The sequence below is a fragment of the Nonlabens spongiae genome (genome assembly GCF_002117125.1).
GTDB lineage: Bacteria > Bacteroidota > Bacteroidia > Flavobacteriales > Flavobacteriaceae > Nonlabens > Nonlabens spongiae.
The window spans coordinates 3,317,283-3,339,599 of sequence record NZ_CP019344.1 but is presented as its reverse complement, the minus strand read 5'-3'; the positions used below and the strand labels follow the sequence as shown (position 1 = coordinate 3,339,599).

Annotated in this window: 25 protein-coding genes; 13 read left to right on the top strand and 12 right to left on the bottom strand. The window is 41.1% G+C overall.

The genetic code is table 11. From position 1 onward, the window contains the following. The first annotated feature begins 6 nt into the window (after window positions 1-6). The 4 genes from BST97_RS15370 (at window position 7) to BST97_RS15355 (ending at window position 2,755) form a co-directional block, all read left to right on the top strand. Window positions 7-540 (top strand): RDD family protein, encoded by a 534-nt coding sequence (locus tag BST97_RS15370; protein WP_085768066.1) that lies wholly within the window; start codon window positions 7-9, stop codon window positions 538-540. A gap of 316 nt (window positions 541-856) precedes the next feature. Further along, complete coding sequence (locus tag BST97_RS15365; RefSeq protein ID WP_157111715.1) at window positions 857-1,132, top strand: hypothetical protein; 276 nt, start codon at window positions 857-859, stop codon at window positions 1,130-1,132. A gap of 76 nt (window positions 1,133-1,208) precedes the next feature. Beyond that, entirely contained in the window at window positions 1,209-2,126 is a 918-nt protein-coding gene (locus BST97_RS15360) for a GSCFA domain-containing protein (RefSeq protein WP_085768064.1), read from the top strand. After that, the gene (locus BST97_RS15355) at window positions 2,123-2,755 is read left to right on the top strand and encodes a DUF4230 domain-containing protein (protein WP_085768063.1); all 633 of its coding nucleotides are present in this window, start codon (window positions 2,123-2,125) and stop codon (window positions 2,753-2,755) included. Before BST97_RS15360 ends, BST97_RS15355 begins: the two co-directional genes overlap by 4 nt. Window position 2,756: 1 nt before the next feature. On the opposite strand, the gene BST97_RS15350 is transcribed toward BST97_RS15355, so the two are convergent. The 8 genes from BST97_RS15350 to pth all read right to left on the bottom strand — a co-directional run bounded on the left by BST97_RS15350 (window position 2,757) and on the right by pth (window position 9,689). After that, window positions 2,757-3,098: a hypothetical protein gene (locus BST97_RS15350; protein WP_085768282.1), complete on the bottom strand. Its 342-nt coding sequence runs from the start codon at window positions 3,096-3,098 to the stop codon at window positions 2,757-2,759. A gap of 104 nt (window positions 3,099-3,202) precedes the next feature. Further along, a complete protein-coding gene (locus tag BST97_RS15345; protein WP_157111713.1) occupies window positions 3,203-3,796 on the bottom strand; it encodes a hypothetical protein in 594 nt (197 codons plus the stop codon). Next, entirely contained in the window at window positions 3,793-4,389 is a 597-nt protein-coding gene (locus tag BST97_RS15340; RefSeq protein ID WP_085768061.1) for a hypothetical protein, read from the bottom strand. Before BST97_RS15340 ends, BST97_RS15345 begins: the two co-directional genes overlap by 4 nt. Window positions 4,390-4,419: 30 nt before the next feature. Beyond that, the gene (locus BST97_RS15335; RefSeq protein WP_085768060.1) at window positions 4,420-4,968 is read right to left on the bottom strand and encodes an RNA polymerase sigma factor; all 549 of its coding nucleotides are present in this window, start codon (window positions 4,966-4,968) and stop codon (window positions 4,420-4,422) included. A gap of 140 nt (window positions 4,969-5,108) precedes the next feature. After that, on the bottom strand, window positions 5,109-6,380 hold the full coding sequence (gene serS / locus BST97_RS15330; protein ID WP_085768059.1) for a serine--tRNA ligase: 1,272 nt from the start codon (window positions 6,378-6,380) through the stop codon (window positions 5,109-5,111). Between the two features lie 304 nt (window positions 6,381-6,684). Further along, complete coding sequence (locus tag BST97_RS15325; RefSeq protein ID WP_085768058.1) at window positions 6,685-8,046, bottom strand: HTTM domain-containing protein; 1,362 nt, start codon at window positions 8,044-8,046, stop codon at window positions 6,685-6,687. Continuing rightward, window positions 8,012-8,947 carry a bifunctional riboflavin kinase/FAD synthetase gene (locus tag BST97_RS15320; protein ID WP_085768057.1) on the bottom strand — a complete coding sequence of 312 codons (936 nt, stop codon included), beginning with the start codon at window positions 8,945-8,947 and terminating at the stop codon, window positions 8,012-8,014. Before BST97_RS15320 ends, BST97_RS15325 begins: the two co-directional genes overlap by 35 nt. Before the next feature lie 70 nt (window positions 8,948-9,017). After that, window positions 9,018-9,689: an aminoacyl-tRNA hydrolase gene (gene pth / locus BST97_RS15315; protein ID WP_407668585.1), complete on the bottom strand. Its 672-nt coding sequence runs from the start codon at window positions 9,687-9,689 to the stop codon at window positions 9,018-9,020. Window positions 9,690-9,894: 205 nt separating this feature from the next. Between pth and fbp the strand changes: the two genes are divergently transcribed. Next, window positions 9,895-10,902 (top strand): class 1 fructose-bisphosphatase, encoded by a 1,008-nt coding sequence (gene fbp / locus BST97_RS15310; RefSeq protein WP_085768055.1) that lies wholly within the window; start codon window positions 9,895-9,897, stop codon window positions 10,900-10,902. A 71-nt stretch (window positions 10,903-10,973) separates the two neighbouring features. Here the strand turns inward: fbp and mdh are convergent, their stop codons facing one another. The 3 genes from mdh to gyrB form a co-directional block, all read right to left on the bottom strand. Then, on the bottom strand, window positions 10,974-11,894 hold the full coding sequence (mdh, locus tag BST97_RS15305) for a malate dehydrogenase (protein ID WP_085768054.1): 921 nt from the start codon (window positions 11,892-11,894) through the stop codon (window positions 10,974-10,976). A 198-nt stretch (window positions 11,895-12,092) separates the two neighbouring features. Continuing rightward, the gene (locus tag BST97_RS15300) at window positions 12,093-13,184 is read right to left on the bottom strand and encodes a DUF6588 family protein (RefSeq protein ID WP_085768053.1); all 1,092 of its coding nucleotides are present in this window, start codon (window positions 13,182-13,184) and stop codon (window positions 12,093-12,095) included. Between the two features lie 69 nt (window positions 13,185-13,253). After that, complete coding sequence (gyrB, locus tag BST97_RS15295) at window positions 13,254-15,191, bottom strand: DNA topoisomerase (ATP-hydrolyzing) subunit B (RefSeq protein ID WP_085768052.1); 1,938 nt, start codon at window positions 15,189-15,191, stop codon at window positions 13,254-13,256. A 160-nt stretch (window positions 15,192-15,351) separates the two neighbouring features. Here gyrB and BST97_RS15290 point away from each other — a divergent pair, with 160 nt between their 5' ends. Beyond that, on the top strand, window positions 15,352-15,891 hold the full coding sequence (locus BST97_RS15290) for a DUF2911 domain-containing protein (protein ID WP_085768051.1): 540 nt from the start codon (window positions 15,352-15,354) through the stop codon (window positions 15,889-15,891). A 26-nt stretch (window positions 15,892-15,917) separates the two neighbouring features. On the opposite strand, the gene BST97_RS15285 is transcribed toward BST97_RS15290, so the two are convergent. After that, a complete protein-coding gene (locus BST97_RS15285; RefSeq protein ID WP_085768050.1) occupies window positions 15,918-16,550 on the bottom strand; it encodes a 7-carboxy-7-deazaguanine synthase QueE in 633 nt (210 codons plus the stop codon). An 89-nt stretch (window positions 16,551-16,639) separates the two neighbouring features. On the opposite strand from BST97_RS15285, the gene BST97_RS15280 reads away from it, so the two are divergent. The 7 genes from BST97_RS15280 (at window position 16,640) to BST97_RS15250 (ending at window position 22,312) form a co-directional block, all read left to right on the top strand. After that, a complete protein-coding gene (locus BST97_RS15280; RefSeq protein WP_085768049.1) occupies window positions 16,640-18,154 on the top strand; it encodes a helicase HerA-like domain-containing protein in 1,515 nt (504 codons plus the stop codon). 64 nt (window positions 18,155-18,218) lie between these two features. Further along, window positions 18,219-18,497 (top strand): CPCC family cysteine-rich protein, encoded by a 279-nt coding sequence (locus BST97_RS15275; RefSeq protein ID WP_085768048.1) that lies wholly within the window; start codon window positions 18,219-18,221, stop codon window positions 18,495-18,497. A gap of 253 nt (window positions 18,498-18,750) precedes the next feature. Beyond that, complete coding sequence (locus BST97_RS15270) at window positions 18,751-19,302, top strand: hypothetical protein (protein WP_085768047.1); 552 nt, start codon at window positions 18,751-18,753, stop codon at window positions 19,300-19,302. 9 nt (window positions 19,303-19,311) lie between these two features. Beyond that, the gene (locus BST97_RS15265) at window positions 19,312-20,154 is read left to right on the top strand and encodes an alpha/beta fold hydrolase (protein ID WP_085768046.1); all 843 of its coding nucleotides are present in this window, start codon (window positions 19,312-19,314) and stop codon (window positions 20,152-20,154) included. 153 nt (window positions 20,155-20,307) lie between these two features. Beyond that, a complete protein-coding gene (locus BST97_RS15260) occupies window positions 20,308-20,547 on the top strand; it encodes a DUF7218 family protein (protein ID WP_085768045.1) in 240 nt (79 codons plus the stop codon). Next, the gene (locus BST97_RS15255) at window positions 20,547-21,608 is read left to right on the top strand and encodes an AI-2E family transporter (RefSeq protein WP_085768044.1); all 1,062 of its coding nucleotides are present in this window, start codon (window positions 20,547-20,549) and stop codon (window positions 21,606-21,608) included. Before BST97_RS15260 ends, BST97_RS15255 begins: the two co-directional genes overlap by 1 nt. Window positions 21,609-21,769: 161 nt before the next feature. Further along, window positions 21,770-22,312, top strand: coding sequence for a ClpP family protease (locus BST97_RS15250; protein ID WP_085768043.1), 543 nt, complete (start codon window positions 21,770-21,772; stop codon window positions 22,310-22,312). The last annotated feature ends 5 nt before the right edge of the window (window positions 22,313-22,317 follow it).

Below are 22,317 nucleotides of genomic sequence, written 5' to 3'. Positions count from 1 at the left end.
GATTTTATGGAACTCAAAGAACTGCATTATCAAGGATTTAGCAGTAGATGGAAATCGTTCTTAATTGATAATATCATTGTGGGGCTATTCCTCACCGCGGTGTCTTTTATCAATCTATCGTTTCATCGCGACTTCTCTGTTTATCTCATTTCAAATATTATCGCTCTATCTTACAAACCATTAATGGAGACTTTCTTTGGAGCTACGCTCGGTAAGATGTTGATCAATTTAAAGGTGGTTGATTATGATGGTAATTCTATAAATGCGGCTCAAGCATGGCTGAGGCACATCTTTAGAATTTCGCAATTTTTACTGAGCGTATTTTTTTACTACGCAGCTTTTCATGATCCGATACTTCTTGACACTGAAGGATATGCTGATTTTCAGACTGAATTTCTTGACGCCTATGCTGGTGTGGGATATATATCTAACGCCTTATTTTTCATCCTATTGGCCGAAGTTCTTTTTATGAATATGGATCCCATGCACCGCAGTCTTCATGATCGTATTGCTAAAACGGTTGTGGTGAAAGCTGAGTAATAAATTCATAAGATAATAGGGTGTTCCGATTACTTCCGGATCAACCGTAAAACCCTCTGGTCGCCAAGCCGACTTCGTCGACCTTATAAGCGACCGGTCTCCCTTCAACGAAGGGAGAGGCTTCGAACCTCGAATTGAAAAACTAACCCGCGAAGGCAAGCTTTTCCCTTTAGACCTCACATCCGACGAGCGGAGCGAGAGGAATGTGCCAAAAGATGTTTGGCAGCTTGCTGAAAAGCAAAAAAGGTTTGAACGCTCGTGATGCTGGAAATACAATAACTTGTAACAAATCAGTAATTCTTTGTACTCATAAAGTATGAATAGGGACCAATTTGTAAGGCAACGACTCGTGGACATGGCAGCACGCAAGAAAAATATCTTTGCGGACAAGCGCCATGGACTGTTGTTTAAAAACAAATTTGTTATTTCCAAAAAACGTAAAAAGCACAGTCCAGAAGAAGTTGAAGCATTTCGTAAATCGTTCCGTAAAGAAGTCTCTGCTGAAAAAAGGCGTACGCTTCTGACTTGGATTCTGACTATTTTGCTTACCATTTTTTTCTTTTACGTTTTAATTGTTTTCTTGAGTGCATAATTCAATCTAGTTTTTTAATCTAATTCCAACACAGCTCTTATTGCATGTGTTCTATATTTGAGTTGATTACTGCAATATGAAACTCTCTACCATAGTACCCATCCAGCCGCTTGTGCCACAAATAGATTATGAGTCTAAAATTTTGTGTTTAGGAAGCTGTTTTGCTGAAAACATTGGTAAGAAATTGCAGTACTACGGTTTTGACACACTGATTAATCCGTTTGGGATCATTTTCAATCCAGCGAGTCTGGCAACTTTGTTAGAACGAAGTGTCAATGATGAGAAGTTTACTGAGGAAGACGTTGAAAGCACCTTCAGCTATTTTGCGCATAGTGATCTCAATGGTTCCAATGAAGAAGAAACCGTCAGTAATCTGAATAAGGCATTACCGTTGATGCGTGAAAGGATCAAAAACTCAAGTCATATTTTCATCACACTGGGCACTGCTTGGGTTTACAGACATTTAGATCGGGATATGTTTGTGGCCAATTGCCACAAACAGCCCCAGTCAGCCTTCAGCAAACAGTTGCTCACGGCAAATCAGATCAATTTGCATCTTGAATCTATTGTAGAACAGGTTGAGAAACTCAATCCAGACTGCACGATTTGTATCACACTTTCACCAGTGCGACACCTCAAAGATGGACATGTTGAGAATATGCGTAGCAAATCACGCTTGCATGATGCCATTCAGCATCAAGTTGATCAAGGTCTGCAATATTTTCCTGCCTATGAGATTGTTATGGACGAGCTGCGGGACTACCGTTTCTACAAACCAGATATGATCCATTTAAATGAAACGGGCACGGATTATGTGTGGTTATGCTTTCGCGAAAGCGGAATCAACAAAAACAACTACGACACGATGAACGTCGTAGAAAAATATCAAAGACTTGCGGCCCACCGGCCTAAAAATCCTGATCTGCACAGAGAAAACGTAGAAGTCGCGAGAAGAGATTTGCTGGAGAAATACCCAAACCTGTCCTTATTATGAGTAGAAAGCTGAAGTTTATACTGTTTGTCGTATTAGTCGCAGTAGCATTTTATGGTGTCTCCAGCTGGTTAAAAAGTCGACAGGATGAGGGTCGCCTGATAGAACAAACGAGTCTGTTACAAAAGCAAATCGAGCACACAAGCAAACTTGTTGTGACCGAGATTCAGTACGCTAAAGTTTTTTCTTATGAAAATACCAGACAGTTTGGGTGGGATTACTGGGATGTCTTTGGCGTGCCAAAAAGAGCACTCATCATATCAGAGGCAAAAGCGCAGATTTCTTACGACCTCAGGCAACTCAAATACGAATTGGATCCCGAGAACAAAACGATCCACCTTACGCAATTACCACCACCTGAAATAAGTATCAATCCAGATATCAGATTCTACGATGTGAAGGATTATCCGCTTAATAAATTCAGCGCTCAGGATTACAATAAGGTAAAAAAGGGAATAACAGAAAAAATCAGAATGGAAGTACTCGCTGATCCAGAAATGAATAATGCCCAGAACCGACTATTGTCTGAACTGAGCAATATTTATGTCCTATCAAAATCTATGGGCTGGAGGCTCGTTTATAATGGTGAGAACATCAACAGCACAAAAGAATTAAAATCGTTCTTGGATTAATTTACTCCTCGTTGATTTTATAAGCTTCGGCCTCTTTATCAAACTCGGCCTGAAGCAAACGGTAGTATCGATTGTAGATGTCACGCTTGATGTTGCAAGCTTTGCCATTTACTTTTAATCGCTCACGGAACTCCTCTGCCGTGATCTTCTTATCCATGTAATCTTGAGTGAGCTGTGGGCGCTCTTCCTTACAAGATTTATAATCGTTATAAGCAGCTACATACTTCTCATATGTATCACTAGATGCCACTTTATCCAAGACTACATCTTCTTTCTTCTCAGCCTCCTGCTGATTGCATGAGAAGAGACTCAAACAAAATACTGAAATCAAAAATATGCGCATAACCGTTATCATTTTAAGATCAAAAATAAAAAGAAGATGGAAAATTTGACCTTCTGAGCGCTAAAAGATAATTAGGACTGCCCCTTCAGAAATCGGTTTTTGAGTTAGCTCTCCCGAACTACCTTGAGACTATCTCGCTTTTCCATCAAGAGATCACGGCGCTTTTGAGCTTCGAGCTTATGCTCTTGGATTCGGTCGTTGATAAAGCCGGTTCTTTTATCCCGTTTGCTCTTGAATTTTCTCAACATTTTACGCCTGAAATCATAATCGGCCTTCTTAAGCTTAAAGAAACGCTTTATTCCTACTATATCGATGATGCGTTCATGATATTCTGAGAATTCAGCAGCAGCTTCTCGTCGTTCCAGCGCTTTATATTTCTCTAGGTATGACTTAGCCTGCGCATTAGTCATGGAACTATAATTACGATCTATTTCTCTCATGAGGTCACGTTTCTCATGATCAATCTGCCGGTCTTCTTCTCGCATCTTGTTATAAACCGGCCAGAATTCCTGTGCTTCACTCTCTGTGAGTTCCAGCTCCGCAGTAATGTGAGCTACATGTAAAGTTTTTATCTTTTCATGAATTTCTTTCACATCACGCTCCACTTGTTTAATAAGCTTAGGATTTTGAGAGAACATGAATGAAACTGAGCTTAAAAAGCAAAAGAATATGACTGATTTAAAAAAATATGTTTTCATTCTGAAAGTATTTGATTCATGTCCATTTCACTAACTAGATAATCCATCAAGGCCGCATCATCTATATCCAAACTTGCGTCTATATCGTCCAGAACGATCGCATCATCATATAAAATATCGACAGTTTCTGGATCTAGATAATCATCAAGGTTGTAGACATAAGTTGAAAGTGCATCGGAATCTAGGCTAGCATCTTGTGGAGAGCCTTCTCCCCCATTTATTGTAATTAGGGCCACTATGGCGGCTGCAGTACCTATAATAGGTAAGGCGTATTCATATAATAAATTTCCAATCGACTTCTTCCCGACTTTCTCAGATTGTTCTGAAGATCTACTATGATCGATCGTAATCAGTTGAACGACTTTAGCGTCTTTTTCTGCTGGAAGTTTGTCCTGATCCAAACCGCTCGACTGAACATTTTGCATCACTCGATCGTTCAGCTTCTCAAAATAACCATCAGGCACTTGAAATCCAGCAGAGTCTATCTGATCAGCCGCCTTCCATGATTTTTTAATCATGCGATCTGCAAGGCGATCAAAATAACCCTCTGGCGTTTCAAAACCTATCTTATTATGCTTATCTCTGGTTGACATACTATTATGACTGTAGTTTGTTCAAAAGGTTTAATCGCTGGTTATAAATTCTTTGACTTTGTTTGCTGCGTGGTGATAGCTACTTTTTACTGCACCCTCAGTGAGATTTAGAATCTCCGCAATTTCTTGAAACTTAAGATCGTCAAAATATCTCATGTTAAAAACCTCACGCTGTCGATCTGGAAGCTGAGCGAGTGCTTTCTGAAGTTCAATTTGAATTTTATCTCCAGTGAAATAGACGTCTGCCTCTAGATTCTCCGTGAGTCGCTGCAACATCTCGCCGTCAGAAAGTTGTAGCTGTCGCGACTTCTTCTTGAGATGCGTCATGCTTTCATTATAGCAGATACGGTAAAGCCAGGTGCTTAACTTACTGTCACCCTTAAAGTTTTTGAAGCCCTTGAAAACTTTGATGAATACTTGTTGCAGGACATCATCTGCATCTTCGTGGGTTATTACAATCTTCCTGATTTGCCAGTACATCTGCTCGCTGTATTTTTTTACCAGCAAGGAAAATCCCGACTCAAATTGATCAGGATCACGCAATTTATCAAGAAGATCTTGCTCTGCGATGGACGACATACATTAACTAAGACTGATAAACGGAAAGATAGTTTAATTGAGAGGAAGATTTTCTACGGATCTTAATACGTAAAATCAAAAACCTCTTCCCTGAAATCAGAAAAGAGGTAATGGAAATAATTAATAACTTGTGAGAGTGATCAAGAAATCTTGTCAAAACCACAATAGGGCCTTAAAACTTCAGGGATTTCAATACCGTCCTCACGCTGATAATTCTCTAAAATTCCAGCGAGGATACGTGGCAAAGCTAAGGCACTACCGTTAAGCGTATGCGCGAGTTCCGTGCCCTTTTTTCCATTTCTGAATCTTAGTTTAAGTCTGTTAGCCTGAAAGGTTTTAAAATTGGACACGCTACTCACTTCTAGCCATTTTTGTTGTGCCGTGCTGTAGATTTCAAAATCATAAGTTAATGTAGATGTAAATCCTAAATCACCGCCGCATAATCTCAAGATTCTATAGGGCAGCTTTAATTCATCTAGAATCCCTTTCACATGCACCACCATGGCATCTAGCGCTCCATCACTTTTATCGGGATGCTCGATGCGCAAAATTTCTACTTTATCAAACTGGTGCAATCTATTCAAGCCTCGCACATCGCTCCCATAACTTCCAGCCTCACGTCTGAAACAAGGTGTGTAACCCGTCATTGCAATAGGTAGATCTGCCTCTTCTAACAAGTCTCCTCTGTATAAATTTGTTATAGGCACCTCAGCCGTTGGGATTAAATAGAGATCTTCATTCCCTACATGATACATTTGCCCTTCTTTATCTGGAAGCTGACCCGTACCATAACCACTTGCTTCATTCACTAAATGAGGCACCTGCATTTCTTGGTAACCTGCTTCGGTGTTTTTATCTAGAAAATAATTGATCAACGCACGTTGCAATCGCGCTCCCTTATTTTTGTAGACGGGAAAGCCAGCTCCGGTTATCTTGTTCCCCAATTCAAAATCGATGATGTCGTATTTTTTGACCAGCTCCCAATGAGGTTGTGCGCCCGCATGGAGCTCAGGCACCTCGCCGTGTTCAGAAACCACCTCATTATCCTCATCGCTATTCCCAGCAGGGACTGATTCTTGAGGAATATTGGGAATGTTATAAAGAACCACCTGTAATTCTTCTACTGCTTTGTTGAGTTCCTCGCTCAAAACCTTTGAACGCTCCTTCAACTCGCCGGTTTGGGCCTTCAGCTCGTTAGCTTCTTGAGGTTTCCCAGATTTGAACAACTCGCCTATCTGCTTTGAAATCTTGTTGCTTTGGGCAAGGGTTTCATCAAGTTCTGCCTGCAAACCACGACGTTTCTCATCAATGGTTATGGCACTTTCCAGCATTAATTTGGCGTCTATGTTTCTTTTTTGTAACGCTTTCGCGAAAGCGTCTTTATGCTCACGTATCTCGGCAATTTGTAACATGGAGTCTGTTCTAGAATAAGTGGGTAAAATTAGGAATATCAGCAACGATATGCCAATGCTGCCATGGCAAATTGAAAGAATGCTTTAGAGATAGTGAGAAATTACAAATTAGAGATTGGTGAGATACTGCGAGGGCTGCGGTTCTCGAAGCCCGAACTCGGAAAATAACAGATCAGAAATAAGAGATCAGAAATAAGAAGTTCAACGCGAGGTCTGAGGCTCTCGAAGTCCGAATGCTAATAAGGAAAATTAGATAAAAGATAATTTATAAGGTACGAGGTTCTCGAAGCTCTTGTAAAATCTTTCATTGCATGGATAGCACCGACTCTTCCTCAACATAGAGTGGAGAGGGAAGAATCCAGTCGTGGTGCTTGAAATGATCCCATTCTTCGGCAGCAAGGTCTACCTCGGGATCGATAAATGGACTGTAGCGTCTTCCATTAATAGAGACTCGGCTTTTCACGTAGACCTCAATATCCTGACCTTTTGCAGCGTAGATTTCTTCAAGCTTTTGAGCAAATTGCCAGATAAAATCAGGCTTGCTCTGAGCCGATCGGCTTTGTTTCTCGGTAAGATAATCGCTTAACTTAATTCTCGTACGTTCTTGGGTGGCCTTATCCACCACATAATAAGTTGTTCTGCCACTACGACTGCGCAACATCATGCGCCAACTCAAGCGGTGACCTTCTTCTGTCCATAGCACATCATCTTCTATGATCCAGTGTCTCAAGGGTAATAACAGCATGACGAGCAAAAATCCAGTGGAGCAGAAAATAATAATGTTCTTGCTTTTGGGGACAATAATCTCGCGGGCCTTGTAATAGGTCTTCTTCCAGATCAATCTTTTGTGAATGGTTTCTGTCGTGAAGAAAAACAATAAAAATGACAATGCGAGGTATGGAAATATACCGATCTGAAAAACCACACTGTTAAACAAGTGAAAGAATAAAGAGGCCACCACCGCTATCCATCGGGTGCGTTTCCATAATAGAAAGGGAATAATCAATAAGTCAAAAAATAACCCAAAATACAATATGGAAATGTGCGCCCATTCATTTTGCAGAATATCAAAATTCTTTCCTCTGGTGGACATCAAGTATTTAGGAAACGAGCCGTCCAGCCAGTCAGGATAAAACTTAGCAACGCTGGCATAAGAATAAATAATGAATAGAAAACCTATGATAAAAAAGTAGATCCAGCGCGACATAAATTCTTTGCGTATCTCTGGATTGCGCCACGCATCTATCGACGCCGACCGGTGCGCTGGCAGATACACCATCAAGAAGTTGAGCAGCATGATCAGGTAGCAGTGGTTGTTGTAGCTGGATTTTTGCAGTAGATAGACATAAGCCCAAGCTATGGAATAAAAAATGATCGCTGTTCTATACTTCCAGCCCACCATGATCATAAGACCAGCTATTCCCATCAAACTGTACAAAGTGTACATTCCAAAACCAGGCAAAGGCTGCAGAAAGTCAAATCCTATAAACGTGAAAGTGAATTGTGGCTCGATAAAAAGTCGATCTACAGCACCTAGCGCAATGGACCCAAAAGCCTCTGCTGCGAGCAGCAAACCATAGATTATCCTGAACAATACCAGTGCAGAATTATCTACCTGAGTAAACAGCAATCTATCCCATTTGCTGGATGTAGTCGCGTGTGTCATTTTCGTCTTTTAGCATCGCTTTTTTCAAAAGTTCCAGATCTTTGAATCGAGCCTCATTTCTTAATCGGTGATGGAAAAACAGTTCCATTTCTGAATCGTAAAGGTCTTGATCAAAATCCAAGTAATAGGTTTCAATCTTTCTGATCCCCTCGTCAGTAACTGTGGGGTTGACACCTACGTTAGTCATACCGTAGACCTTGCAACCATTTATAATTGAACTGGTGACATAAACGCCGTTTGCTGGAATGATTTTATATTTTTCCTCAATTTTTAAGTTGGCTGTAGGATAATTGATCGTTCTTCCCAGCTGCTTTCCTTTCTCAATGGTTCCACGTATACTGAAGGGTCGGTTCAAGTAGCGGGTGGCAGTTTCTACATCGCCCTCGTTCAAAGCGTTGCGTATTTTGGTGCTGCTTACAGCAACTTCTTCTACTTCTTCCTTAGTAATCTCAACAATCTCAAAATTGAATTCTTGAGCATATTCTCTTAGCTCCTTAATACTGGCAGAGCGATTCCTCCCAAACCTATGATCATATCCTATGACAACAACCTTGGCATTGAATTTCTTTACCAAGATCTCCTCTACATATTCTTGAGCTGTAGTTCTAGAGAATTCCTTGGAAAACGGATGAATTACGATGTTTTCAATACCGTACTCAGCAAGTAATTGTTTACGTTCTTCAATAGTATTGATCAATTTAAGATCATGATCAGGCTGCAACACCATCCTGGGATGCGGAAAAAAAGTAAGCACCAGGCTGGTAAGTCCATCACCTTCTGACCGTGCAAGTACACGGTCCAGAATCTTCTGATGGCCTTGATGTAAACCATCAAAAGTACCTATGGTAACTACAGCTCCTTTGCTGGGTCTGTAATCTTTTATATTATTGAAAGTATTCAATCGATTTGCTTTTCCTGCAACAAAGTAAATGATTATCTATAAGAAATAGCTGGTCTTGTTTAGGGAAATCTTACTTCCCGTTATATTCATTCATGGTATTTGCAAGACCGGCGTGGGTGAAGGTCAAAGCCATTTTTGCAGCAGTATCCAGTCGTTCTGGAAGAGACTTGCGCTCTTCATCGCTCCACTCTCCCAGCACATAATTTACTTGACGACCTTTGCTGAAGTCATCTGAAATCCCAAATCTCAAACGCGGGTATTTTGGTGTATTAAGCGTTATTTGAGTGTCTTTCAAACCATTATGACCACCATCAGTTCCTTTTCCCTTCATGCGCAACGTCCCAAAAGGTAAATTAAGATCATCAGTAATTACCAAGATCTGATCGATGGCAATGCCTTCTTGCTGCATATAGTATTTTATTGCTTTTCCGCTCAGATTCATGTAAGTACTAGGCTTGAGAAGTAATACACTTTTCCCTTTATGCTTAATTGCCACAATATCCCCCAGCTTTTTGGTTTCAAATGCCGCCTCCTTCATTGATGCGATCTCATCTACAATCTTGAAGCCTATATTATGACGAGTTTCGGCATACTTAGGACCTATGTTTCCTAAGCCTACAATTAAAAATTTTTTCATGGTATCATCTTCATCAAGGATTTTTGTGGAGTTCTCACTTTCACTTCGACTACGCTCAGCGACCGCGCGAAAGCGAGAAAATAAATTTTTCAATAAAGACATAATACCCTATTGTATATTTTGATTACTAACAAACTCCCGCTCAAATCCAGAGCTATTTGATAAAAACGGCAAGTTAAGAAGTAAATTTTGAGGATTATTAAGTGATAACCACAGATTCTCAACAAATGAACATTGCATTGAAATTTACCCACTACAACGTTGTAGAAAGTGTCATTTATATAGCATATTTGCATTATCAACAGACACTATGGCTACCAAAAATCAAACACTCGGTGAATTCATCATCGAGAATCAAGCAGAATTTCAATACAGTAGCGGTGAACTCTCTCGCCTGATCAATTCCATTAGACTAGCTGCCAAAATGGTGAACCACGAGGTCAACAAGGCTGGTCTTGTAGATATTACTGGGAGTGCTGGAAATGTAAATACTCAGGGTGAAGACCAGCAAAAACTTGATGTTTTTGCTAATAACACGTTCATCAAAACCTTAACCAATCGGGAGATCGTTTGTGGTATCGCGAGTGAGGAAAATGATGATTATATCATTATCGAGGGTCAGCGATGTGATAATAAAAATAAATATGTGGTCCTTATCGATCCACTTGACGGTAGTTCTAATATCGATGTCAATGTATCTGTAGGTACTATTTTCTCCATTTATAGGCGTGTTACTCCCGTGGGAACGCCCGTTCAGATGGAAGATTTTTTACAACCCGGTAATATGCAAGTGGCAGCCGGCTACATTATTTATGGAACCTCAACCATGCTGGTTTATACCACCGGTCACGGCGTGAATGGCTTTACATTGAATCCAGCGCTGGGAACATATTATCTCTCGCATCCTAACATGACCTTTCCCGAAACGGGACGCATTTATAGTGTGAATGAAGGAAATTACAACCACTTCCCACAAGGTGTGAAGGATTACATCAAATATTGCCAGAAGGAGGAAGAAGATCGACCTTACACCAGTCGTTATATAGGAAGTCTAGTGAGTGACATACATAGAAATATCATCAAAGGTGGTATTTATATGTATCCCAAAAGTTCGGTTGCAAATAATGGTAAACTACGCTTGCTTTATGAATGTAATCCTATGGCATTTATAGCAGAACAAGCTGGTGGTGCTGCCAGTAATGGCTATGAGCGTATCATGAATCTTAAGCCTTCTGAACTGCATGAACGCGTACCCTTCTTTTGTGGCAATAAAGAAATGGTGGAAAAAGTAGAAGAATATATTCAAAAAGCTGACTAACTCTTCAAATTAACCCAAATAAAAAAGCCGTCTCGCGACGGCTTTTTTAATATTCTCAATTCTGATGCTGATTAAATCAACTCATTAGTTTTCTTAACACCTTCAGCACTTTCTTGAAGCGCTGCTTTTTCCTTATCGTTAAGATTGATCTCTACGATTTTCTCGATACCGTCTTTTCCAAGAACGACTGGCACACCTATACACAGGTCGCTCAAACCGTATTCACCGTCAAGTAACGCACTACATGGGAAAATTTTCTTTTGGTCACATGCGATAGCTTGAACAAGTCCAGAAACTGCTGCTCCTGGTGCGTACCATGCGCTAGTACCCAATAATTTGGTAAGTGTTGCTCCACCTACTTTGGTGTCTTGAAGTACTTGCTCTAAACGGTCATCACTCAAGAATTCACTTGCAGGAACGGAATTACGGGTTGCCAATCTTGTAAGTGGCACCATTCCTTTGTCAGAATGTCCACCTATCACCATTCCATCTACGTCTGAGATAGGAGCTTCAAGGGCTTCGGCAAGTCTGTATTTGAAACGGGCACTGTCTAAAGCACCACCCATACCTATGATTCTGTTTTTTGGCAAGCCAGTAACTTGGTGAGCCAGGTAAGTCATCGTATCCATTGGGTTAGATACTACGATTAAAATCACATTAGGCGATTCCTTTACCAGACTCTCCGAAACCGACTTCACGATACCAGCGTTGATTCCGATAAGTTCCTCACGAGTCATTCCTGGCTTACGTGGAATACCTGATGTTATAACAGCGATGTGACTATCAGCAGTTTTTGAATAATCGTTTGTAACTCCAGTGATTTTTGTGTCAAAACCATTGAGAGAAGCAGTTTGCATCAAGTCCATGGCTTTACCCTCGGCAAATCCTTCTTTAATGTCTAATAAAACTACCTCGCTAGCAAAGTCTTTGATCGCGATGTATTCTGCACAGCTGGCACCTACGGCACCTGCACCTACTACTGTAACTTTCATGTATTCTAATTTTTACGTTTGAAATTATTGCTTTCAAAAATAATCCTTAAACGTCTAAACCATAGTAAACCTTTGCTAAAAGTTAAGATGCAATGAGCAAAGTTTGATTCAAAAATCTATTTAATGATTGTGATTCAACTTTTAATGCTCACGCTTTCGCGAAAGCGGGATCAAAACAAGCCCCACCCGCATTTCAAACTAGAATCTAAATGCTAGTCCTGCATTTGCCGTACTGTATTCAGAAAACGTATAACTGGTCACTAAGGAAGCTGGTCCTAAATTAAGCTTAGCACCTACGGTAGTCATAATCATATCCACATCTGCTCGTACGCTTAAAGGATCTTCAAAAGTGGCACTCCCAGGAAAAAGAATTGATTCACTGCTTACCGTGTAGGTGCCTAATAAATCACTTTCTGTACTGCCCGTTACGTAATTCACCCCAGCAAACAGATTAAAAACATTCCATCGCGTACTGGTTATCGCTGCAAATGTGAAACTAGTAGACTGTACTTCTATAGTTTGATTGACTCCATCAACCATCACGCCATCTCTAAAATCGTATTCAGCATCTACCTTGGTCAAACCACCCAACGCTGCCAGCCTTAGTGGGAACGCAGAGTTCCCTGATTCATCTTCAAAGAGCTTTGTGATCTCCCACTGTACGGCACCACCGTAGAGCGATGTTTTTGCTTCGTCAACTTGAATTTTTGGAACAAATCGAGCTTTAATTTCAAGTCCACCACCTAATCCTAGACCGGCTTGTAAAAAAACGGTAGGTATAAAATCTACATTTTCATTCTCAAGACCTTGTCCCAATTCGATAGGAGTGTCTTCAATTAATAATCCAGTTGTCTGATCCACTGCTCTTATTATCAAGAACTCAGACGGATTATTGACTCCCAATGCGGTAGCTATATTTCTTGGGTTCGTGGACCCATCTGCAAATGAAACCTCAATCCGTGCAGGTGGATTTCCTGAACTGTCATATTCATCTTGGATAATCTGCGCATATCGCTGTGGATCTAAAACAAAATTCCGTTGATCATCAGGAGAGAATGTGGCCTGCCCTTTGAGTGATAGCTCAAATTGCCATTTGTTTAAGGATTTTGCGTCATCATACCAACCTGTTGAAAGATTTGTGACAAAGGATTCTCCTGCAGGAGTAGTGTAAGAGTCTGAATACTCTTGGGCAGCTACTAAACCAGCAGCCAAAATCTCAGATATATTGTTCTGTGCATTTAAGGCATAAGACAATGTCAGCACTAAGTATAGAGGAATAAATCTTTTCATTTAAAAGGTTTTAAATAAGAAAGCCGCAACAAAAATTTTGTTGCGGCTTAAATTTACTGATAAATATGATCAAGCATCTATGTTAGCATAGATCGCATTTTTCTCTATGAACTCTCGTCGTGGAGGTACCTCATCTCCCATCAACATACTGAAAATACGATCAGCTTCTGCGAGGTTATCGATTCCTACTTGACGTAACGTTCTGAACTCTGGATTCATGGTGGTATCCCACAATTGATCTGCATTCATCTCTCCGAGACCTTTGTATCGCTGGATGCTTGCTCCACCTCCAAAACCCTCCGCAATCTCATCGCGCTCTTTATCAGACCACGCATAACGCTTTTTAGCTCCTTTCTTAACTAGATACAATGGCGGTGTTGCGATATAAACGTAACCATTTTCTACTAGTTCCTTCATATAACGAAAGAAGAAAGTAAGAATCAAGGTCGCGATATGAGAACCATCGATATCTGCATCACACATGATTACAATTTTGTGGTAGCGCAGTTTTTCAAGGTTCAATGCCTTGGAATCTTCTTCAGTTCCTATGGTAACACCCAGAGCCGTATAAATGTTGCGGATCTCTTCGTTTTCAAAAACCTTGTGTTGCATAGCTTTCTCAACGTTAAGAATCTTACCTCTTAACGGCAGTATCGCTTGAAACTCACGGTCACGGCCTTGTTTTGCCGTTCCACCTGCAGAATCTCCCTCAACTAGAAACACTTCACATCTCGTAGGATCTGTTTCAGAGCAATCACTTAATTTACCGGGTAGTCCTCCACCGCTCATAACGGTCTTACGCTGCACCATTTCTCGTGCCTTGCGAGCTGCGTGACGTGCTTGAGCTGCTAAGATCACTTTTTGCACGATGGTTTTGGCATCGTTAGGATGTTCTTCCAGATAATCTTCAAGCATTTGAGATACCGCTTGACTTACCGCACTGGTCACCTCTCGGTTACCTAATTTGGTTTTAGTCTGCCCTTCAAATTGAGGTTCAGCCACTTTTACCGAAACAATCGCTGTAAGACCTTCTCTAAAGTCGTCACCAGCAATATCAAACTTTAGCTTGTCCAGCATACCAGAATTATCGGCATACTTTTTAAGTGTAGTAGTCAACCCACGACGGAAACCTGCTAGGTGCGTACCTCCCTCGTGCGTATTAATATTATTTACGTAAGAGTGTAGATTTTCTCCAAAACTATCATTGTAGATCATCGCCACTTCCACAGGTATATCATTCTTTTCACCCTCCATGGAGATCACATCTTCAATGATGGGTTGACGCGTGTCATCGAGAAAGCGTATAAATTCTTTCAATCCTTCCTCAGATTGAAAAACGTCATGAATAAAGTTGCCTTCTTCATCTTTTCTGCGCTCGTCAATCAATTCAATCTTAATTCCTTTATTTAGGAAAGCAAGCTCTCTTAATCGATTGGCTAGCGTGTCGTAATTATATTGGGAAACCTGTTGAAATATAGTTGGGTCGGGATGAAATGTGACCACAGTTCCTCTACGATCTGTCTCACCTACTTGTTTTACAGGATACAACGTCTTACCGCGCTCATATTCCTGTTCATAGACCTTACCTTCTCTGAAAACAGTCGCTTTGAGATGGTCTGACAAGGCATTTACACAGCTCACACCTACACCGTGAAGACCACCAGACACTTTATAAGAATCTTTATCAAATTTCCCACCGGCACCTATTTTAGTCATCACAACCTCAAGAGCGCTCACGCCTTCTTTCTTGTGAATATCGACAGGAATTCCTCGACCGTTATCCTCTACAGTAATGCTATCTCCTTCATTGATCATCACTTTGATGTGGTCACAGTGACCTGCAAGAGCCTCATCAATAGAGTTATCTACCACCTCATAAACTAGATGGTGTAAACCACGTACCCCTACATCTCCAATATACATGGACGGACGCATGCGCACATGCTCCATTCCCTCCAGTGCCTGAATCGAATCTGCACCGTAGTTTTTCTTATTTTCTTCGCTCATAAAAACCTATGATATTTTACTCTAAATGCGTATTAAACAAATATACTAAAACCCTCATGTTTATAGGGCGTACAAAGGTTTGGCACGATTTAAGTTATTAACAGATTATTAATACACATATGCTCTAACAGCTCGTTATTTTTAAATAAAATCTGCACTTATGAAATGGATTAATTCTATTGCCCTTGTTATAATTACTTTAACCCAAATCAACGCTCAAGACGCAACTTTATTTGCAAATCTTGACGCCAGCCCACTTGATGTCGTCATGGCACGCGATGATGACAATAACGCCATCGCGAGAGTAATTTACAGCCGCCCTTCAAAAAAGGATCGGGTGATTTTTGGAGAATTGGTCCCCTTTGGAGAAGTATGGCGTACCGGAGCAAATGAAGCTACCGAGATTGCTTTTTATCGAGACGTGATCATCGCCGAGCAAAAAGTTCCGGCGGGTGCCTATAGCATCTATACCATTCCTAAGAAAGATGGCTGGACTTTTATACTCAATTCACAAACCACGCAGTGGGGAACAAAGTACGACGCTTCTAAAAATGTCCTTGAGACTGAGATTGATACGCTTCCCCCTCCCTCCACCATTGAATCATTCTCCATCAGTTTTGCCGAAATGGCTGATGAAATGGTGCTTTTTATGGGTTGGGACGACGTAATCGCCCAAGTGCCTATTGAACTGGCGGACTAGTTATCATAAAAACCTCTGCTCAACACTTACGGAATATTTAAGTATTTATGTGTTTGCAAAGAGACTTGCCATTCAGGATTTTGCATCACAAAATCGGTGATGAGTGGTATTATCTTTTCACGTACAGACCATTCTGGTTGAAGAAATAATTTGCAGTCTGGATTTACTTTTTGGGATTCCGCTTTCGCGAAAGCGAGATCATGACGGTTATATACAATCACTTTAAGCTCGTGTGCCGCCTCATAAGCTTCGGGAAGTGGCATTTTTACTTTTTTGGGACTTAGACAAATCCAGTCCCAAGTTCCCGTAAGTGGATAAGCTCCGCTGGTTTCAATGTGAACCTGCAAGTCTTTTGCCTTGAGCTGACTCGTCAACGGATTCATATCCCAAGTGAGCGGCTCGCCACCTGTAACGACGATGGTTTTGCTGTATTTGGCAGCGTTTTCAACAATTTTACTCGTCTCTGTAGGTGGGTGCTTAGCTGGATCCCAGCTCTCCTTTACATCACACCAGTGGCAACCCACGTCGCAACCTCCCACTCTTATAAAATAGGCCGCTCGCCCGGTATGATAACCTTCTCCTTGTATGGTGTAGAACTCTTCCATGAGCGGTAACATATCCCCACGATCTACGGCTGTTTTGATCTCTTTTTCAAGCATGGTGCAAAGATAAGCTTACCGCAACACACCACATATTTACCTACTTATTATCCGTGTAAAACTCTATTTTTACGCGATAATGTCATTTTATGAGCCAGAAACAAGACTTTTTCAATCACATTACCACCGCCTACCAGCCCAAAGGCGCCAGTATTACCATGGGAGCCGCCATGCTGGATGGAACTGCCGTAACAGATGCTTTGGTCAAAATCCCCCTCAAAACCATGAACCGGCACGGACTTATCGCTGGTGCCACGGGAACGGGAAAAACCAAAACCCTGCAGATCATTGCAGAGCAACTGTCGCAACATGGTGTCCCTTCTCTGCTTATGGATATTAAAGGTGATCTTTCAGGTATCGCGGCGGCGAGCGAGGGGCATGTAAAGATTGATGAACGTCATGCCCAAATAGGCATTCCATTCAAGAAAAGATCATCTCCCGTTGAGCTCATGACTATCTCAAAAGATGCGGGTATTAGAATGCGGGCAACCGTGAGTGAATTCGGCCCTGTTTTATTGTCTCGTATTCTGGATGTGACCGAAACCCAAGCAGGGATCATCGCTGTGGTTTTCAAATATTGCGACGACAATAAATTACCTCTTCTGGACCTAGCCGATCTGAAGAAAATCTTGAGATATGCTACCGAAGAAGGAAAAGAAGAATTTCAGAGCGAATACGGTCGCATTTCCACCGCTTCTACTGGAGCTATTATGCGCAAACTCATCGCACTGGAACAACAGGGAGCCGATAAGTTTTTTGGTGAACGCAGTTTTGATGTGGCAGATTTGCTGCGCAAAGATGGCAATGGCGATGGTTATGTCAACATTTTAAGACTGACCGATATCCAGCACCGTCCCAAGCTGTTTTCTACTTTTATGCTCTCGTTGCTGGCAGAAATCTACAGCACTTTTCCTGAGCAAGGCGACAGTGACAAACCGGAACTCGTCCTTTTTATTGACGAAGCACACTTGATTTTTGACAACGCTAGTAAAGTTTTACTGGAGCAAATAGAAAGCATCGTCAAACTGATACGTTCTAAAGGTGTCGGAATCTATTTTGTCACTCAAAATCCCACCGATATTCCAGATGCGGTTTTGAGTCAACTGGGTCTAAAAATACAGCACGCTTTAAGAGCTTTTACCGCTAAAGATCGTAGAGCGATCAAGCTTACCGCTGAGAATTATCCTATTTCTGAATATTATGATACTGCTGAAGTTCTGACTTCGCTTGGGATAGGAGAAGCTTTTATTAGCGCTCTTGACGAGAAAGGAAGGCCTAGTGCTCTTGCCGCAACACTTTTACGCGCACCTGAAAGTAGAATGGATGTGCTCACTAAGTCAGAGCTCAAAAACATACTTGATCAATCGCAGCTGCTCTATAAATACAATGAAGACATCAATCGTCATAGTGCCGAAGAAATGCTTCAAGAAAAAATCGAGCTAGCTCACGAGGAAGAAATTAAGGCAAAAAGTAAAAAAGAAGCTACTAAGTCTCGAGCCAGAAGCACTAGAACCAGCACGAGACAACATCCATTGATCAAAGTTTTGACCAGTGCGTCATTTATACGTGGCATAATGGGAATTTTAGGGAAGGCATTGAAATAGGTAACGAAAGATTTGTTGAAGACTGACAACCGACTAATTCTAAACTTCGGATTAACAGAACACTATGGAACTTAATCCCGACAAAAACTATAACCAATGTCCTTGCTGCGATTATTTTACGATTGCAGAAATGGCTGGATTTGAAATATGTCCTGTCTGTTTTTGGGAAGATGACGGACAGGATTTAAAAGAGTTGGATAAAAATTCTGGACCTAATCACATTACGCTTAGAGAGGGTCGTACTAACTTCAAAAAGTTTAAAGTTAGCGACCCTCGATATTTAAGAGACGTGATTTCACAATCAGATCGAGAGCAGTATTTATATCTAAGAAGAGAGGTTTAAAAAACAAGATATATAGTCTCATCATTTTTTGATCTCGATTTAACTTGAGTCTGAAACCCCCAAACAATGAGATGCTGTCCTGACAGCTGTACGGGAGTCACTCCGCTTGCATAGTTTGACAGAAAAATGGTCAATTATCAGTCGTCATCCAGTCGGTTGTCGATCTTTGCAAGTTAATAGTCCTAGACACTTTTTCATTCCTTTTACTTTACAATCACTTTTGCAATTGTAGTTTTGTACCATAATTGAAGTCATGAAAAAATTAGCTGTACTATTTATCGCTGTTGTTGCATTTGCAAGTTGTTCAAAAGAAGAGCAGAATCCGTTTGAGTGGAACAAGGATAAAATAGGTTATATCACCAAAGAAACTCAGGTATACCAACTAGATAGTTTATACGCAAACGACAGTATTGTGAATCCTGTTAAAGGAGATGAATTTGGTACTGGTGCGAGTGAAATAGAGATCTTTGAAAAAGGCGGTAAACACTTGTTGACCCTTACGCCTAGCATGGCACTGGACAGTACAGCAACTATTGAGAACATCATCGTAAGAGACGATCGTTACATTACTGCTGAAGGTATTTCCATCAACTCCACTTTTGCTGAGATTTCTAAAGCTTATAAAGTAAGTGGTATCGATAACATGATTGAAGATGCTATTATCTGGGTAGACGGTCAGAATTTTTATTTTGCGATCAGCAAAGAAGATTTGCCCAGCGAGGTCAAATACGACATGACCGAGACTATTGAAAAAACCATGATTCCTGACAATACTCAGCCTGAGCGAGTTTTTGTAGCTTGGTAAGCTTGTCAAATGAAGCAATTTCTTCAAAAATTGATACCCAGGTTATACGGTTCGTATTTTAACCTGACCCATTTATTTTCCAGCTCTAAGGCAGCAGATAAAGCCCTTCAGGTTTTCAGTTATCCTAGAAAAGGACGCTTGAACCCAGATCAGGAGGCTTATTTATCTCAGGCTCGCCAGCAACGCATTGCCTTTGAAGATGGTTTGATCAAGCTTTACCATTGGGAAGGCAATGGCCCATTTATTCTTTTGCTTCACGGCTGGGAATCAAATGCATGGCGATGGAAACACTTGATCGAGCCGCTCAAGAAAAAGAACTTCAACCTTATTGCGATCGACGCACCTGCACACGGAGCCAGTGACGGGAAGTACTTCACAGCAGTTAAGTATAGCAAGGTCATTACCCAGGTCATGGAACTTTATGAGCCTCCCATTGTGATGGCGCACAGTGTAGGCGCTATGGCAACCATTTATCAAGAAGCTACAGCGCAGCATGAGTTCTTAAAGAAGCTAGTACTATTAGGCGGCCCCAACTCTCTTGAGGTAATTATGAGGAGCTATCAAAAAATGACGGGATTCAATCAGCGAGTCTACGGTTCCCTAAATGATTTGCTTAAAGAGACCTACGATTTTAAGATCGAAGAATTCAATTCGGCTGATTTTGCTTCAAAGATTAAAGTCCCTACGCTCTTGGTTCATAATCCAGATGATCAGGTCGTACCTATTGAGGCTTTTTATCAGATCAAGGAAAAAATGCCCCACGCCGAGTCATTTGTTTCTCCTACTGGCGGTCACAGTCTACACACTCCAGAGGTTGTGGATAGGGTGATAGAGTTTTTGGAAAGATCATAAGCCGGAATTTTCTATCAGGTTAGTATTTGTTACGCTTTCGCGAAAGCGTACTATAAATAGCCCACAACGATCAAATCGATTCAATTCATGTTAATTTTCTTACATTCTTAACGCTCAATAATTTTCAAAAGGAGTATTTTGAAAATAAAAATTATGGGCAGACCCAGTATCATGAATGAAGATCAATATGAGGCTTTGCGAGATCAAGGTTATAGTAAGGAAAAGGCGGCTCGCATAGCCAATAGTGATAATTCAGGAAAGAAAGGCGGCAAGGCTTCCAAATATGAAGAACGCACCAAGGAGGAACTTTATGAGCAAGCCAAGGAAATAGGCATCGAGGGCAGATCTAAAATGGATAAAGAGGAACTTATACAAGCCTTGAGGAACAACTGATGAGAAAAACAATTCCATCAAGCATAATCAGGCAGCTTTTTACCCTGCTGATCATTATTTTATTCTTTTTTGTAATTGCCAAAGAGATGGTGCCCTACCTAGGTGGCATCCTTGGAGCGATAACACTTTACGTTTTACTCGCACGATTTCAGAAAAAATTAGAAGAAATGAATTGGCGACCTTCCATTGCGGCGGGTCTACTCATACTAATCTCTTCCATCACAATTTTAGCACCTATAATAGGAATAGGCTTGCTGTTCACTTCTCGAGTTAAATCATTGATGAATAATCGTGATGCTATCGAGAGCCAGATCAAAAGTCAAGTAAATAGTATAGAAGATTATGTTGGATATGACCTTTCTTCACAAATCGATTTCAGTAAAATAGGCGGTGTTGTGTCCAGCTCCTTAAAGGATCTTGTCAGCAGTGGTCTCACCGTATTTATTGCCATAGGCTTGATGCTGTTTATACTCTACTACTTACTAGTCTTTAGAAAAACGTGGCAGAAAGCGGCTCTGGAATATTTGCCGCTAAAGCGAGACAATATAGAAACCTTAGGAACAAAGAGTCTCGAACTGGTTAAGTCAAACGCCATAGGTATTCCATTGGTAGCGGTTCTTCAGGGTGTGATTGCGCTGGCAGGTTACTACATATTTGGGGTGGAGAATCCGTTGTTTTGGTTTGTAATTACCACTATAGGTAGCATGATTCCTTTTGTGGGAACGGCGCTGGGAATAGTTCCCGTGTGTTTGATTTTGTTGTCTCAAGGAGAAACCGGGAACGCAATAGGGATGTTGATTTACGGTACTGCGGTCGTGGGTGCCACTGATAATGTATTTAGGCTGGTGGTACAACGCAAACTTGCCGATATACACCCGCTGATTACGTTGTTTGGAGTTCTAGTGGGGGTGCCGTTGTTTGGGTTCATAGGGCTTGTTTTTGGCCCCCTGTTAGTGAGTTCGTTTTTATTACTTGTCAAAATTTATAAAGCTGAATACGGTGTTCATGAACATGAAAATAATGAACGATTGAAAGCCGAAGTCAAATCAGGTAGCCCATAGTCAATAGACTGAAATCATGAACTATGGACCTGTCCCGAAGGATTTACTCTGACCCGCACTATTGAAGGTCAATTTTACCAATTAAATAACCGTCTTAATTTAAGAAAACAGCAAGACCGAACTAAAGGCTATTTCTTATTTTTATCCTCAAATATTATTGAATGAGCAAGACCTTTAAATTACAAGATAAAATAGACGAAAGCTTCATAGAGCAGCGCAAGCTCTTTATATGGGGAATGGTGGATGATAAAACTGCAAGACATTGTGTGGATCGCCTGCTATACCTCGATTCCTTGAGTAATGAAAAGATCACTTTTGTAATCAACAGTCCTGGAGGTTATGTGACGGCTGGTTTTAGTATCTATGACACCATGCAAGAAATTGCCAGTCCAGTAAGCACCGTGTGTAGCGGTCTTGCAGCTTCTATGGGTTCGCTCCTACTTTCTGGAGGTGAGAAGGGACACAGACATATACAGAAACACGGTCGTGTGATGATTCACCAGCCTAGTGGCGGTGCTCGCGGAGTATCGACTGACATTGAGATATCAGCTCAGGAAATCGTCAAGACCCGTGAAATTCTTGCTAGATTGTACGAAAAGAATTGCGGTCAGCCGTTTGAAAAAGTGATGAAAGACTTCAATCGTGACTACTGGATGGATGCTGAAGAGGCTCTCACCTACGGGATCGTGGATAATGTTATATAATACGC